12 protein-coding genes and 1 pseudogene are annotated in these 15,541 nt (G+C 57.6%); 7 read left to right on the top strand and 6 right to left on the bottom strand.

Annotated elements, in window-relative coordinates:
• A complete protein-coding gene (locus tag ABVV53_RS00860; protein ID WP_419956724.1) occupies positions 1 to 822 on the top strand; it encodes a ferritin-like domain-containing protein in 822 nt (273 codons plus the stop codon).
• Between the two features lie 110 nt (positions 823 to 932).
• The gene (locus tag ABVV53_RS00855) at positions 933 to 1,658 is read left to right on the top strand and encodes a M23 family metallopeptidase (RefSeq protein ID WP_353982430.1); all 726 of its coding nucleotides are present in this window, start codon (positions 933 to 935) and stop codon (positions 1,656 to 1,658) included.
• A 723-nt stretch (positions 1,659 to 2,381) separates the two neighbouring features.
• On the opposite strand, the gene ABVV53_RS00850 is transcribed toward ABVV53_RS00855, so the two are convergent.
• A complete protein-coding gene (locus tag ABVV53_RS00850) occupies positions 2,382 to 3,197 on the bottom strand; it encodes a WecB/TagA/CpsF family glycosyltransferase (protein WP_353982429.1) in 816 nt (271 codons plus the stop codon).
• Between the two features lie 640 nt (positions 3,198 to 3,837).
• Here ABVV53_RS00850 and ABVV53_RS00845 point away from each other — a divergent pair.
• On the top strand, positions 3,838 to 4,938 hold the full coding sequence (locus ABVV53_RS00845) for a hypothetical protein (protein ID WP_353982428.1): 1,101 nt from the start codon (positions 3,838 to 3,840) through the stop codon (positions 4,936 to 4,938).
• A 1,096-nt stretch (positions 4,939 to 6,034) separates the two neighbouring features.
• Here ABVV53_RS00845 and ABVV53_RS00840 read toward each other — a convergent pair.
• Positions 6,035 to 7,072, bottom strand: coding sequence for an alginate lyase family protein (locus tag ABVV53_RS00840; RefSeq protein ID WP_353982427.1), 1,038 nt, complete (start codon positions 7,070 to 7,072; stop codon positions 6,035 to 6,037).
• Complete coding sequence (locus tag ABVV53_RS00835; protein WP_353982426.1) at positions 7,069 to 8,139, bottom strand: polysaccharide pyruvyl transferase family protein; 1,071 nt, start codon at positions 8,137 to 8,139, stop codon at positions 7,069 to 7,071. The genes ABVV53_RS00840 and ABVV53_RS00835 overlap by 4 nt, the downstream gene beginning before the upstream one ends.
• A 184-nt stretch (positions 8,140 to 8,323) precedes the next feature.
• Between ABVV53_RS00835 and ABVV53_RS00830 the strand changes: the two genes are divergently transcribed.
• Together ABVV53_RS00830 and ABVV53_RS00825 are read left to right on the top strand one after the other, a co-directional pair.
• Positions 8,324 to 9,625: a lipopolysaccharide biosynthesis protein gene (locus ABVV53_RS00830; RefSeq protein WP_353982425.1), complete on the top strand. Its 1,302-nt coding sequence runs from the start codon at positions 8,324 to 8,326 to the stop codon at positions 9,623 to 9,625.
• A gap of 185 nt (positions 9,626 to 9,810) precedes the next feature.
• Positions 9,811 to 9,999 carry a hypothetical protein gene (locus ABVV53_RS00825; protein WP_353982424.1) on the top strand — a complete coding sequence of 63 codons (189 nt, stop codon included), beginning with the start codon at positions 9,811 to 9,813 and terminating at the stop codon, positions 9,997 to 9,999.
• 730 nt (positions 10,000 to 10,729) lie between these two features.
• On the opposite strand, the pseudogene ABVV53_RS17265 reads toward ABVV53_RS00825, so the two are convergent.
• Positions 10,730 to 11,496 (bottom strand): annotated as a pseudogene (locus tag ABVV53_RS17265) (IS5 family transposase); the annotation flags it as partial.
• Between the two features lie 217 nt (positions 11,497 to 11,713).
• Entirely contained in the window at positions 11,714 to 13,015 is a 1,302-nt protein-coding gene (locus tag ABVV53_RS00810) for an O-antigen ligase family protein (RefSeq protein WP_353982422.1), read from the bottom strand.
• 247 nt (positions 13,016 to 13,262) lie between these two features.
• On the opposite strand from ABVV53_RS00810, the gene ABVV53_RS00805 reads away from it, so the two are divergent.
• Positions 13,263 to 14,177, top strand: coding sequence for a glycosyltransferase (locus tag ABVV53_RS00805; RefSeq protein ID WP_353982421.1), 915 nt, complete (start codon positions 13,263 to 13,265; stop codon positions 14,175 to 14,177).
• 181 nt (positions 14,178 to 14,358) lie between these two features.
• Here ABVV53_RS00805 and ABVV53_RS00800 read toward each other — a convergent pair.
• Positions 14,359 to 15,125, bottom strand: a protein-coding gene (locus ABVV53_RS00800) for an IS5 family transposase (protein ID WP_353982420.1) whose coding sequence is annotated in 2 segments (ribosomal slippage) — positions 14,359 to 14,813 and positions 14,813 to 15,125 — 768 coding nt in all. Because the reading frame shifts where the segments join, the coding sequence is not laid out codon by codon here.
• 77 nt (positions 15,126 to 15,202) lie between these two features.
• Between ABVV53_RS00800 and ABVV53_RS00795 the strand changes: the two genes are divergently transcribed.
• Positions 15,203 to 15,517 (top strand): hypothetical protein, encoded by a 315-nt coding sequence (locus ABVV53_RS00795; RefSeq protein WP_353982419.1) that lies wholly within the window; start codon positions 15,203 to 15,205, stop codon positions 15,515 to 15,517.
• The last annotated feature ends 24 nt before the right edge of the window (positions 15,518 to 15,541 follow it).

The following is a 15,541-nucleotide window of genomic DNA, read 5'->3' as shown; positions in this document are numbered from 1 at the left end:
GTGCAGTCTGTCGCCACAGCCATTCGGGAGGTTCTGCTCACGCCCGATCCGCGCAAAAAAGTGATGGGCGCCCGGCATGTCGCGCGCGAATGGCGGCTGGGCCGGCTTGCCGCGACATTCGATGCCGAGATGCCCGAGAGCCCCGGCCGACCTGCAGCTCCGGAGTTGCTGCCGCCTAACCGCATGCCCAAGCGCGGGAAAGCGCAGTCGGACCGAGGGCGGGTCGCGCTGTGGCACGCCCTCGCGCATATAGAGTTCGTGGCAATTGACCTCGCGCTCGACATGGCGGGGCGCTTTGGCGGTGATATGAGCTTGGAGTTCGTGAGCGACTTCATGGCAGTCGCCGCGGACGAGGCGATGCACTTTGCGCTCATCGAGCGACACCTGCGCACCATGGGGAGCTTCTACGGCGCCCTGCCCGCCCACAGGGGATTGTGGGACGCCGCCTACGAGACACGCCATGACCTAGCTGCGCGCCTGGCGATCGTCCCGATGGTGCTGGAGGCAAGGGCCCTCGACGTGACCCCATCTGCCGTGGCGCGCGTGCGCGATTCGGGTGACGAAAGGGGAGCCCGGCTCCTTGAACGAATCCTTGACGATGAAATCCGCCACGTTCGCGCAGGAGTGACGCATTTCGTCGCTGTGGCCGATAAACTGCGGCTATCTCCGCAATCCCTATGGAAATCTTTGCTTTCGGAGTACTTTCGGGGAACCCTGAAACCACCGTTCAACGACTCAGCGCGTCGGTCAGCCGGTTTACCGCGCGAATGGTACCACGGGGTTGTTCCGGTAACTTCTTCCCCTCTAAAACTTAACTCGTGAGACGGCGGGGGGTTCCGACCATCTCCAACAACCGACCGCCAGCCCCCGGCTGAGCGGACCTGAAAAACACGCCGTGCGTGGTCGCGTCGGCGGATAACAAGGTATTGCGAGTGGTCGTAACGCATTTCTCCGCTGGTTCGCGTTTGGTTTCAGGCGTCGTAGCTGCGGCTTCCCTGCTCTTCGCCGCACAGCCGGCTCTTGCCAATTCCGCCAACACTGACATTGCCGCCCCATTGCGGGCAGCTCAGGGCGCCGAAAAGAGCGCCAGCGGTGGTGAGGATGAGCAGTTCCGTACTCTGTTCAGCTCGTGGCAGAATTTTGAGGAGACCGGCCACGCGGCACTTGCCGCCTCTTCCGGCAAGTCGCCACTGTCGGCTGCAGCTCGCGCAGCGGCCGGAATCACCGGCCCCCTTTCGATCCCTTCGCGTACGCCGCTTGAGGGTATCAAGCTGACCAGCAGCTTCGGTATGCGCAATCACCCTGTGGTTGGCGGCATGCGCGCACACAAGGGTATTGATCTTGCCGCGCCGGTCGGCACGCCGATCTACGCCACAGCTGACGGCCTCATTGGCAAGGCATCCTGGTTCGGTGGCTACGGCCTTTACGTGCAGATCAAGCACGGCAACGACCTCGAAACGCGCTATGGTCACATGTCCCGGCTCAACGTGGCCGAGGGTCAGCAAGTTCGCAAAGGTGACGTGATCGGCTACGTCGGCAGCACCGGTCGCTCGACCGGGCCGCACCTCCACTACGAAGTGCGCGTCGATGGCCAGGCCGTAAACCCCATTCCCTACATGCAGTCTGACCGCACAACGCTTGCGTCCAGCGACAGATAAGGCTGATGCTGTCTATCTGACTGCGTCCGGGCAACTTCGGGTATTGAGCGACGCCTTTATACCTTCGCCGTGCTTCTGTGAGCCTCGATACGCTTGCTGCCTAGCGGGCCCATGCACGTGATCCAGCCCTGCAGTGTGGGATAGAACTCCCATCCAGCCAAGTTGCACACGCAAGAGCTGAAGTAGTTTGCACTTCGGCCGGTGGAAGATGTCGATGGCGCGGACAGAGGTCCGGAAGGCGGAGACGGATCGCTCACCGACCTTGCTGAGGATGGCCGCAGTCTAGAAAACGGCGCTAGGATGCGTTCTAGATGCCTCCGCGGCGCCAACTTTCATATGTCGCCGTCGCTCCCGCCGAACGGGTCAGTCACCAACCACGCACTCACCGATTACGAATTATACCTGCGGTCTTGGCCCGCGCTCCAATTTGCTTCGCCGGGAGATTTGGCTTGATGCCTGCCCGTGCATCATCCGAGATGCAGCTAACGAGTGCTACCCGTTGAAGGAACTGATGCATCGGCCCTCGGTTGCAGGATCAACGACCTGCGCTTCAAGGCGCTGACTGACTGTTGACCAAATGCTCTATCGGCAGTGCTGAATATTCAAGACGATGTGCAGCCGGGGACCAGGGCAATTCAGCACAACTAGCATTATGCGCTTAGCCAAGCGTGCCCTACTCACAACTTCCCAGCTGCCAAGTTCGCCCTTCGCAAATTTAAAGCGCTATATCGACTTGGCGTTGGTGTACCGTATCAGCCTGTAGATCGAATAAGGGTTTGTGGTGAGATAGCGCCAGAGCAGCCTCTTGGGATCCCTCATAGCCCGAAACAGCCATTCCAGACCAAGACTCTGCATCCAATCGGGCGCGCGCGGCGCTTCTCCAGAGAGAAATGCGTAAAGTCCTCCGCAGGTCTTCACCCAACCGATGCCCCGCAGTTGGTCGCGATTGCGGACGCACCATTCCTCCTGTCGCGGCTTACCAAGCCCAACCCAGAGAACATCGGCTCCGCTCTCACGAATATCCTGGCAAATCTCGTTGTTCTCGGCCGGATCGAAATAGCCGTTCCGCCGTCCCACGATTTTGAGCTCGGGATAGAGGACACGGATACGCTCTACCGCATTGCGGTTTTGGTTTTCCGATCCGCCAAAGATGTAAAACGACAGGCCGCCTTCGATCGCAGCGCGCGCTGCGTCGTGGAAAAAGTCGGTCGTGGCGATACGTTCCGGGAGAGGCGCCGCAGTCATCTTGCTGGCAAAGACGACCGATTGCCCATCAGCATGGATCCACGATGCTTCGAGCATGACGTCCCTGAACGCGTCGTCCATCCCCGCCAAAGCGACACCTTGGCCGTTGGATGAGAAGACTAGCTTAGGGAGCCAGCTACCCCCCGCGTCCCTAGCCAACTGGCAATCTGCCACCATCATTGCAGCAAGCTCTTTACGTGACGCGCGTACAGTTGGCAGTCCGCCGACGAGCACTCGTTCGGGAAGGATCTGGGCAGATGCGGAAAGCCGCTCGAAGTCAGTCATGTGCGACATGCAAGCCATTCATGTTTTACAATCACCTCAAAGGCAATCACGCTGATATTCCACAAGCGCCATGACGCGGAAGTGACACAACCTTGTTGTGCCACAAAATTGTAGAATGTCGTTCGCAAACAGAGATACGCAAACCTCTTACAACTGTTAGCGGCGTGGATTATCGCAACAATCTAGTTATTAGAAGTCAACAGGCGTTGGGCCCATTTTCGCAATTCGCTATGCCATACTGCACTGCAACCTCTTTTGCAACTCTTCTAAGGCACGAGCATCTTTGAGGGAGAGAACCGCTCGATGGGCGACCGCCTGAAGGCCACCGCAATCGCCGAGGAGTACGTAACCTCACAAGTGGACGAAATTCGTCACGGTGTCTAGGTCGCTGCGACGTCCGACTTGCAGTGGGGCACAGTCGCAAGCAGGCCGAGGGTAAGCGAAAACGACAAAAAAAGGGTACGATGTCCGCCCCCAGTGTTGGGGGCAGAGCAGGAATAAAAAGACGCGTGAGGGGTGTGCTGAGGACCTGCCGACCGCACTCTTTTAGAGTGCAACCTCCGCGAGGCAAAGCCCGGGTGCTTGACCTCGTCCGGAATGGAGGAGATATGCTGCATCTGCGAAACTCGCTCGGCAAGGGGAATTCACGATGGCTCTCTTACAAGACGCGCAGCCGGCCCCCAGCGTACACCTGACCTCCGGCATCGATGCTACATTGATGGCGCAGCGTTGCCTCGACCTGATCAAGAGAACTTCACCGGCAGGCTACGAATTTTGGTTCACCTCAGGACCGACAGTCGGCGCTGAGGATGTGGCCCTGCAAGACCATGCGGACATCATCTACTCTGCGCACCTACTTGGAGTGACGCAGCAGCTACAGGCTGAGGCCGCAGAGCATTATCAGACCATGCTTGCGCATGCGCAACTCTATGGACGCGCCGGCGGCAACGCTGTAGCGGAAAAGGGAGCTAACGCTCATCTCACGGCTTACCTTCTTGGCGGAGCTAGGCTTCTTCAGATCACAGGTAAAGCTGCGATGTTGCCGGCGCTTTTCAAAGGGTGGCAGCTTGAACGGCTGATCGACGAACATTTCCTGCCCCGCTGGCCGAAGGCGTGGACACACCACATCTGGCGTGTCAGCCACTGGATCGGCGGGATCCCGTCCATTCTGCTGCAAATCGCAGAGTCAGGACAGAACACGATGATCTCGAGATCATTGGTGGACAAGGTCTTGCAAAGTTCAAGCGAGCGGTTGCTTGCTCAGCGCTCGGGATTGCTAAAGCCCTACAAATCAGAGCTATTGCAGCAACTCTTCAAGGCGGCATACCGACTACGCCACGACCCTGACATTGGCGAGATCGGCGGCGTAGTCCATATCCTGTGGGTTTTCCATGCGGTGAATAAACCTTACGTTGCGAGCAACGCCTTGTTCGACAGCGCAAAGAAGCACCTCCAGAGGGAGCCTTTCATGGAAAAGGTCCCCTATTGTCTTGATTTTGACATCGTTCAACTTGCCCGCACCGCTGCCCCTAATGAAGCGGCGCGCTTAGACCTAGCGCCCCGTGCGGAGCGCTTTCGAAGAGATATTGCGGTCTTCCTGACGTCAGATGAGCAAATCGGGTACACCCTGCATAAACTCCCCGGAGCGCTAGCCACCATGCACGAGTGCGCCATGATACAGGGTCTTTCCGAAGTTCCAGAACTCGGAATAGATGTGATCGACGTGATCCATGATGCCTATTGGCTGTAGATATAGAGCGACTCTGCCATTTGAATTTTGCCCCGCAGGGCTGACGATTGCTGGCATTGTCCTCAGATTTACGATGGTGGCAGCGCGAGCGGCGCGGTGAGAATGGGGGCATCCTGCACATCGTCTCCGACTAGCTGATCAGCTTCAATGCCCGCTCGCTTCGCGGGTTGCTGACGGCTAGGCTCCGGGCAAGCGGTCGCCCCTCCAGGACGCGCAGCGGCGTGCATTGATCGAAGCCGTCGGATACGGGCCTACGATCCATGTGTTATGCCTGAGAGCCGCAGCCCGGCGAAGATCGTCGACCACCGACTCAGCGATCAGTCTTTGCAAGCTCGCCGTGCATGCTCAACGCTCGCCTCGCGGAACTTACGGCGCCACGTGAGGACGGCGAAGTCGACCGGCTTTAGCGCCTTGAGGTGGCGCTGTATTGGTGAGTTGACACTCCAGCCCGCGTCGCATTCCTTCTGCCAGAGCTTGGCAGGCTCGTGCTTCCAGCGTTTCGGGATACCGGCCTTTCGTGTCGGTGCCCTTCTCCTACTGGGTTCCCCTGCTTGAGCGCTGGCACAATGGAGGAGCCGATGATCTGGCCAACCATGGCGATATACTTTTAGTCGGTGAGCGCGGCATCGAAGCGGGTGAAGAGCTTGTAGCCCGCCTTAACCTTCACCAGCGTTCACGGAACAGCCATACCGTCGGTGCGTCGAGTACCGCAAACTGCTCCAAGGTTCGCCCGCTGCGCCCAGCGCCACGTGGCGATCCGAAAAACCAAAGAGAGACGGCTGCCCTGCCACCTCCGCCTCCGCGGTCGCGCTCAGGCAGTGAATCATCTCAGGCCCGCAGACGTCACCGGTTCCTCGAGGCGCTCAACTATCGATGGTACTTTGCTGAGCCAGCAAGCGGGTCAACGCGGCGGCGCCGGATGAGCCGTGCAATGCAGCCCCCCCGCACGTCCTGAATCAGAGCTTCAATTGTCTGGGAAGCCTTCCGACTACCCCAGTCAATAATCTTTCAAGTCCCACCATGTTTCTGACCCAAATGCAAAGGTCAGACCCCGAAACAAGGCTTCCTACCGCGCGCAGTCTCGAGGGAAGTGATCTCATTGTAACGGGTTATTTGGATCCAGCCGGGAAAGCAAAAAGCTCAACTCCCCGCCTAAAAAGAAAGACCTCATGTTAACGCCTTTGGCAAGGGTCTCGACTCTTTCAGAAATAGAACTGTCTCCAAATGCGAAAACATGCAAGAGTGGATAGAGAAAGGGTGTAGTTTCAGCTTGCTGCGGCGCTCCAGCTCGCTTCGCGATGGAGCTGTCGCGCTCATCATCGGTCGACTGTATGATCGACGAAGCTAGCCGATGAAGTTGGCGCCTCGTAACCGCTGAAGTCGGCACTTCCTGAAGGAGTATGATCGTCGCCAAGGGCGCTGCAGCAAACAAATGATAGTGTCGCGCACGAGTCCCGCGGTTACTCTCACTGGCAAGCGTCCCATCCTCGCGCACTTGGCTGGCTCCCAGGGCAAGTATATCATTGGCCTCGCTTTTGAGGTCTGCTCTGCCCAATACTCTCCCGACTGCAGCGAGCGCAGCACCACTCCAATAGACATGATTGTCGATGTGCTTGCTCTGCACGCGATCTCGCTCAAAGGCTTGGATGCCGATCGCGTGACGCTCAAACCAGGACCTGATACTTTCGGATTGTAACTGTGAAGCCGAAGGCAGCTCAGCCTTGAGATAAGAAATAGCGAGGGCAGTGATCATCCAATTGCGGTAGTATGCGGCAGCTTTACTCTTTACACCCTCAAGCGAGCGAGCAGAAGCTAACGATTCAAATGATAGGGCAAGGCACTCTTGCAAGCGCCTCTTGGTAGCAACATTTCTGGCGTGGCGGTACCGGTCTGCCATCGCCACGATGCGGCCCACCGGGCGTTCTATACGCCTTCTTACGGCTGCTTGCTCCCGTACCTTGTCGGGATCGAGCTCTGACTGAGTCGGGTCGCTTGCCTTGTAGCGCACAGCTATGTTGAGATCGGACGGTATCAATGCTGAATCTCGGCAGCTCTCCGGTGCAGCATAGGCATCGAGCGGCACTAGCACGAAAATGGCAAAGGCTAACAGGACGGCGGCTCTGCTGCTTATCATCTGTATACGCGCTTGAAAGCTTCGCAGATGAGGTCACGCCTTCGACTAATCGACAAAGAATCCAAAGTAGAGAATTCAGATGCAATCACAGAATCGTGCTCCGTAACTAGGTTCCGGTCTAAGCCCAGATCCTGAAACATCCCAACTATTTTCGCATCCGCCTTAGGCTCTACATATGCCACCGGGGCTGCGCCCACGTGTGCAGCCATGAGCAGTGCATGAAGCCTGTTCGAGAAGACCTCTCCTACGCCTTCATAAGCCTCGAATGTGGAACTGATGGTACGCGGTTCCAGGTATGCCACTGGAGCGCGTCGGGTATCTGATAATTCGCGGGCAAGCTGCTGCATAAAAGCAGCATCTCGACGTACCTGAGCCACCAACCGGATGGACGTACTTTCAGGCCTTTGCCCAAGCACGTTCTCTATCAGAAGCCGAGTGCGCGCCTGATCAGCATCGCTGTTCCGATCGGTCCTAAAGGAAAAAGCTATATCGCTGGCCACCTCCCGCGGGACAAAGGTATGCTCGAATGAGAAGGACATATCTGGAACGATCCCGTCGCATCGAACATCCAAGCTCTGAAGCAGTTTGCGGCTTTGCTCATCTCTTACCAAATGCATGTCCAAGTGCCTGACACGTGAACGCAGTAGGGAGGCATACCGCCTACCTAGGGCCCCGTAGGATGGGCCAAGGTGCACCAGCTTGACGCCAGCCATGCGCAGTGCACGCATAAGGGTCGTAATCGCAGCATAGTTGGCTGCGGCCTTCCGATTCTTTTCGCCGGTGTAGCCTGCGGGAAGCAGGAAGAAGTAGCACTCCTTCCCCGCCGCGCGTTTGGCCAATGCCGCCTTTGCGAGTGCAGCATACCCCCCTTTTTGAACAACATGCACCTTTGACTTATCTGTGCCGGCAAGGACCTCTTCGACAAATTCAGAGGGAGCACTCGAGACATCAACTACAAGAGATGAATGAGTAAGTATGTTCTGAACGAGTCCACGGTTGATCAAAGCATCACCCACGTTCTCGAACTGAGTACTGAGCCTCAAAAAGGATACTCGATCTTTTGCCATACTTTTGGCGCTCTCCTAGTATATTCATGCGCGTTGCGGCTTCATTTCGCGCAGGATTCGCACGAACGACGCACTCGATGATCAAATCGTTAGCACGGCAATGATGCATATGGTAGCCAAGCGCTTGTTTGCAGTGCAGCAAGCGACGGCAAATCGGCCGTGATGGAACGGAAGCGGAGGGGCAGTGACAAGACTTGCATCCAAGACGATGGTCGTCATCGGATCGCGCCTTCTTACCAGGGCGTTGCAGCTGGTCTTCTTCGTTATACTCGCTCGAGAACTTTCGCCCGAAGGTTTTGGCACCTATGGGGTCCTGACGTCAGCCATATTCCTGACCGGGGTCATTGGACACGTCGGCTTGCGCCAAGCTTCCGCGCAGATGGTCGGTCGCAATCAGATAGAGTATGGCGAAGCGGCATCGACGGTCCTCGTCGCGTGGCCGTTTCTTGCGGTAGCATGCTGCCTCATCCTTCTGAACGCTAACGCCGAGCAGTTTCTGTCTTTGGACCCTGTGTCGACGGCAGCATGCTGGCTTGCCGTAGCCGCAATCCTCCTGATTTCCCTATGGCAAGGTGTTTTGCTTGGTCGGGGCTTAACGGGCGAGTTTGCTCTAGCCGACACCGGACCTCGCTTGCTTCAAGCGGCCCTTGTTATTGCCCTGCTCTTGACCGGATCTTTGGACCTAAAGAGCGCTCTTGTAAGCTTCGCGGCGGGAGTCCTCATATTTCTGCCTTGGCTGGCGTGGCGGGTTTACCGAGGATCCACAAGCAACCGAATCAGGTTGTCCGTTACGTGGCCGATGATGAGGATGGGCTTCATATATGCCATTTCTTTATTCTTAATTTCGATTCAGGGCCGGATCGGGTTGTTTTTCCTTAACGGAATAGATGCTGCGCACCAGACCGGGCAGTTTTTTGCCGCGCAGCGAGCGAGCGAGATCTTTCTTGATGTTGCCTCCGCAGCAGCGGTGGTGCTCTTCTCTGAGACAGCCAGGGCTGAAGATCAACGCAGCGCATTTGGTTCAGCGGCACGAACCGCATGTGGTTTGTTTATTATGTTTCTAGTCCTTGGCGTCTCTCTCGCGATTGCAGCTCCATTCGTCGTAACTCTTGTACTTGGCCCACTCTATGCTGAAGCCGAGAGCGCCCTCGTCGTTCTCAGCTTGGGTCTCGCACCCGTTGCGGCGGCGCGTGTCATGAACAGTGTCGTTTCCGGCATGGGCAAGCCTTGGATTAGCGCCTCGGTAGCAGTGGTCGGTTCTTGCGTTAATCTGTTCGCCTGCTCCCTGCTCGCCCCTCGCTTCGGCGCGGTCGGCGCGGCAATGGCACTTGTCGCTGGCCAAACTACAACGCTTCTAGGCTACATTGTCGTATCGAGGGCCTACTTCGGTTTGCGCTGGAGAGACGTGATGCCTCGCGTTAAGCTCAACACAGTTGTGACGCGCCTCCGACGCCAGCGCGTGCGAAAGAGCGAGCCAGCAAGCTAGACGCGTAGAGAATTTGAGATACCAACCTCGGGTTAGCTGCTGACGGGCAGCAACTGCTCACTGCTTTTTAGGTGGGCCACCTAGAGCGACCTCAGGTTGAGCGGTATCGCTGAGGGTACTTCGTTCGCGCTGATCGTGTGGGTCATACATTGCCATCAAGGCGGCACGATGGGTTAGCAGAGGTAATGGCAGGACTTTCGCGACCGGGGGCTTACGGCGGCACGGCAGTGGGCGCGGCGGCGGCAACGTTCGAGGTGAGGATCGCGTACCTCTACAAGGCGCTGATCCGGCGCCGTATGGCGGTGATGCAGGAAGCAACCCGAAGGGCGGTTACCCGCCTCGCAAGCGGTCAGGCGAACGGGAACGGGCGGTGACGGCGCACATGCGCTCGCGGCCGGGGATTACCTTGGCGAACGCACAGGCTGGCAACACGCCGAGCACGGCGCTAAACTCAGCAGATGCGCGGCAAGTCGCAGCCTGTGGAGAGCAGCATAGCCTTTTCCTTGCCCCTGGAAGTCTCGTGTTTCTCAACGAAACCGGGTGCGCACGACATGGCGCGGCTCTGTGGCCGGCCTCGGTTGGGGAGTGTTGTCGCGACAAAGCGCCATTCGGCCGTTGGGACGCGAGGACCTTCGTGGCAGGGCTGTGCCTCTCCGGAACTACCCCGCCTTGGGTGCTCGATCGCGCTGGGATGGCGATGCCTTCCGCGCCGCGTCCAGCTCGTCCTCGCACCGGCCCTCAAGCGAAGCGATCAACGCACCCCACGCTGATATCCTCTACCTGCCGCCTTACAGCCTGACATGAACCCGATCGACACGGCGTTCTCCAGCTCCAAGGCGCTACTGCGTCAGGAGCCAGCGCGAACCGTCGACGCACTCGTCAAGCGCATTGGCAGCCTGCTCGATCACTTCCATCCTGGCGGACACGCCAACTTCTTCTGCGCCGCAGGATATCAACGGCCATCGGGAAAACGCTCTGGCTCCGGGAAAAGGAGCTTGCGCTAGCGCCGCACATGCGTTCGCGCGCCAGGATCACGCTCGGACCGTTACAATCCTGACTGCTGACCGAGCGCCCGCGCAGATCAGCCCGGGCGCCCTGGGCCCTGTTGACATAGTCTCGTAACCATAGCTTGGCTGCAGCGAGGGATAGAAAGCCGAGGAAGGATAAGGCGACTTTGTCGTACCGGTAGCGATGCGGCGGGATTGCTTAAGCCGGTTGAACAAGCGCTCGACTTGGTTGCGATCAAGATAGCGTCTGAAGTCCCAAACTGCTGCCTCTCGGCGGTTTGCCCTGGGTGGATGATCGGCAGGATGCCTCGCCAGAGCAAGCTTCCGCGTACGCGGTCGCTGTCATAGCCCTTGTCAGCGAGCAGAGCCTTTGGCTTGGTGACACGCATGTCGAGCAGGGTCGGCACAGCCTTATAATCCGACACTTCGCCGCTTGTCAGGACGAAGCCAAGAGGGCGTCCCTGACCGTCACAGCGGACGTGGATCTTGCTCGTGAAGCCGCCGCGGCTTCGGCCAAAGCCCTCCTTGCAGGTCCCCCTTTAGCGCCTGCTGCCTGAGAGTGGCCCCGAACGATGGTGCTGTCGATCATGTGCTGCCAGTCGTCGGTCAGCCCCAAATCTACCAAGGTGGCGAGCATCGCGTCCCATACACCCTGCTCGGCCCGGCGCCGTAAGCGGACATAGACTGAATTCCACGGGCCGTAGCGCTCGTGCATGTCGCGCCAGGGGCGACCAACCCCGCAGCACATGCAGCATGCCGCTCAGGACCCGCCGGTTGTCGCGCGCCGGCCGGCCTTGCACCCCGCTCGGAAGGCGGCAGCACGCTGATGATCGCCCATTCCTCGTCCGACAAGCCTCGATACAAGACCGCCTCCAAAATGCAGTCTCGAATCAGAGATCACGCCTCTTGGGATCCACTATGTCAACACAGCCTAACTCGGTGCCTCGCTTTGGCCGTCGTTTGAAAAGGCCCCTGCACACCACCGAGCAGGACCGGCACGACGTCGCCGCCAAGCGCAAGCTGTGGCGGCCGGCGCGGCGGTTCACCCCATGATATCCCGCGGCTTGGCCGAGATCATGCTTCAGCGAGTGACCTCCGATGAAGAAGGAGCCGCCGGAAGAACAGACTGCAGCTTTGACGCGCGACGCGCACCTGAACGCTGCTTGCGAATGACGGAATTGACCGAGCCCACAAGCCGTCCTTCAATAGCAACAAAGAGCATAGTTAAGCCGAAGAGTGTCGAGGGCTTGCCGGCGTAATTAACGCCTGTAAGGCTTGCGAGAAATGTCATGATGATCAGGAATAGGCCAAGGGAGGTCGCGCGACGCATGTTCGCACTTCTAACTACCGTTACGATTTGTGACAGTATAAAGACAGCGGTTAGGACCGCACCAATCAAACCGGTCTCGAACAGGGCGGCGATGAAAGAATTGTGGGGGTGTGGCGGACGATAGTAGTTCCACATGCTGTCAAAGGCGGGAAGATTGAACGTGGCATACCCCATCCCCCGTAGAGCCGGTCCTTCCTCATAGGCGCTCATCGTGACCTCCCAAACACGAGTTCGACCACTGAGGGTAACATCCCCTCCCTCGTCGCCCAGCAAGCCCACGATCTGATCGGCATAGATCATGATAAAGGTCACCATTGCGCCGACCAGCACAATAGTGGTCCACCGTATCCATCCTCTGCGCGACAGAAGGATACTGATCGGCAGAGCAAGAAGCATATAGGCAGTGTATGATCTCGCGAGCGCAGCTACCATGCATATAAACAGAATGAGGAACATAGCCCACCGAGTGGCTGCGTTCTGACCCACCAGAGATCGGGAGGAGCCATCCAGTACTCCGATCATAATGAAAGCTACACACACTGACATGAATGCACCCAGCCGGAGCTGGTGCGCGAACACTCCCCGCAGCTCCGGAAGCCCGGTGGATGAGAATGGCTGGAAGGCTAACTGCGAACTCACCGGAATCATCGCAAAGGAAGCCAGCGCGATCACAACAGCCGCTCGAAGCAAATAGTTCGCTGCCATGCTTGGACTTGCCTGCATTCCTACAGCACTACAACCAAGCCAAAGGGCGCCAAGGTAGATTGTTTGCGTTAGAGTTCCGATCGGATCCAGAGACCAGAGAGCACTTAACGCGCACCACGCCAAATAAGTAATGTAAACATAGTCAGGGCCAATAAGATAGAACCTCTTACCCGCTCCTATTCTAGGTGAAATATAAATCAATAGCGCAGCCATTAGGCACGACATTACCATAAGTACGTTGCCGATGTTCAGCGAACCACCTGTAAATACGCCAATTTCCAGACTTATCAACCCGACCAGCAAGATCATTAAGGCTAACTTGGTATAGGATTTTTTAGTAGCCGCCAATTTGGGTCGCTCCAGCTCTTGCATTGTTGGGTGATAGCCCCGTAACTTGGGTAGAATAGGACTGTAGGCAACGTTTGGCGAGCCGCTTGCGCCGCACTGCCGTGGTAAGAACGGTATGCGGCGACGGGTGGAGCCATTAAGGAGCGGTTCTGCGCCGCGCATAGCGGACAGCAATCGAGCTCGGCCTATACACTCCGGATGCTTGGATGTCTTACGGCTCGTCCGGGCCAGCTAATGGAAGCGATACATGTCAGAAGCACTGCCCCTAATCTCCGTCGTGATTCCGGTCTACAATCGGGCAAACACCCTTCTTGCCGCGCTTCAGTCTGTCTTTGATCAGACCCTTCAAGATTTTGAGATCATCGTTGTTGATGATGGCTCATCCGATGATCCGGAAGCCGTTGTACGGCAATTGAACGATCCGCGCGTAAGATACACCAGACAGGATAATCAAGGAGCAAACGTAGCCCGAAATCTGGGCATCTCTCTCGCTCGTGGTAAATGGATCGCGTTATTGGATTCCGACGATCGCTTCCTGCCGCATCACCTTTCAGTCGCATACAATCGACTCAAGGGAACAAAGAGTGCGTACTTCTCAAGGGTAATTGTTGATCGGGGAAATGGAAGCACCTTCCTCAAGCCTCCGCGTGGCCCAAAAAGCGGCGAACCATTGAGCGAATACTTGTGCTGTGACGCTGGCTTTGTCCAAACTAGCACCCTTGTGCTGCCAAGCCAGGCCGCTAAATCCGTGCAATACCTTGACTGGCTGCCATATGGGCAGGACGTCGATTATGCACTGCGCTTAGATGCAGCGGGCGTCGACCTCGTTTACAATCCTAACCCTGGGGCTGTCTGGGACGATGTGCAAACCGGAAAGAGGATTTCTTCCGCCTCCCGAGGGGCGATAAGAGATCGTTGGGCCGAGGAGAACCGCCATCTTCTGACCCGCAAGGCATACGCGGGCTTTCGGGGCTGGCGATCTGCAAAAGCGTATGCTGAAGGCGGACAGACGATGACTGGCTTGCGGTTGTACGCCAAGGCTGCGGCAAAGGGAGCATACAGTCCACGCCACGCAGCGCGTGTCGGTTTGCAGGTCCTGCTCGCGGGGGGATCGTACCAGAGGCTCGTTAAATTAGCTTTGAAGTTTAAGAGCGCGTCTTAAGGGGCAAGGTGCCGATCTTTTTTTGTATCAGGGCCTGCATGCCTCGACCCCGCTGGATGAGGAAGAATGGGTTGCGATCTTGGGCTTCTTTCTGTAACTTCTACTTCTAATCTGCACGATCTCTGACGTTCTGGCCCGAAGCCGATAATTTGACTTAACATTTTCCAGGTATTTCAGCCGGCTAGGCCGTAGACTCATAAATCCGTAGCCACAGGCGCATTGAGGCAAGTTGGACCATTGCGAGGAAGTTCTCGGCCAGCTTGTCGTATCGGGTGGCAACTCGGCGGAAGTGCTTCAACTTGGAGAAGAAGCGTTCGATCAGGTTGCGCTCGCGGTAGAGCCAAGTGCTAAAGTACGGTTTCGACCGTCGGTTGGCCTTTGGCGGGATATTGGCGAACGCTCCTTTCTCGCGGAGAGACGCCCGGATGCGATCCGCATCGTAGGCCTTGTCCGCCAGCACGACTGCTTCGGCACCTACATGGCTTAGCAGATCGTCAGCGGCTTGGCCGTCATGGCTTTGTCCAGCGGTAAGGCTCAGTCGGATCGGGAGACCTTGCCCATCGACGACCGCGTGGATTTTGGTCGTGAGCCCACCTCTGGAGCGACCGAGACAATGATCTCGATCCCCCTTTTTGCCGTCGCAGCCTGCTGGTGCGCCCGGATTGATGTGCTGTCGATCATCTGAAGGTCGCCGTCGTGGGCGGCAGTGATGGCGTCCATCATCCGGTCCCATACGCCCGCCTTCCGCCATCGTATAAATCGGTTGTAGCAGGTAGTTCGCGGACCATAGCGTTCAGGCAGGTCACGCCACGGCGCACCTGATCGCAGTACCCAGAAGATGCCGTTCAACACGCGGCGGTCATCGACACGTGGCACCCCTCGCGGTTTGTTGGGCAGAAGCGGTTCGATCACACGCCACTCGAAGTCGGTCAGATCATATCGGCTCATGCCGACGCTGAATCAGCAAACGGGCGAAATGGAAAGGGCAGATGGTCGAGTGCCGCTTGCGATGTTAGGATTCCGGCATGGCGCTATACCCGAAAATACAGCTCTCCCGTTTGCGCGACATCGGTTGGAAGCTTTGGGATCCGATCGGATTGGCAGATGAGCACGGCACTTGTGGCGAAGGATGCGCCGACGAATATGATAGCTATCTGCTGCACGTCGTCAGCATGCTCTGCCACGATAGCTCGAAAGACGAAGCAACAACGTACCTAGTCGGAATCGCATCCGATCATATGGGATTATCGGTCGTAGACCCCGACGCCGCTGCCACCACAGCGTGTGCAATCGCAGATTACCTCACTTCCCTACCGGACGGCCCGACGACCATCCGCTGATGCGTTTATGAGTTCACGGCCTAG

This window comes from Novosphingobium kalidii (assembly GCF_040534015.1).
GTDB lineage: Bacteria > Pseudomonadota > Alphaproteobacteria > Sphingomonadales > Sphingomonadaceae > Novosphingobium > Novosphingobium kalidii.
The sequence above is the reverse complement of the archived record's forward strand: the minus strand, read 5'-3'. Positions and strand labels throughout refer to the sequence as shown.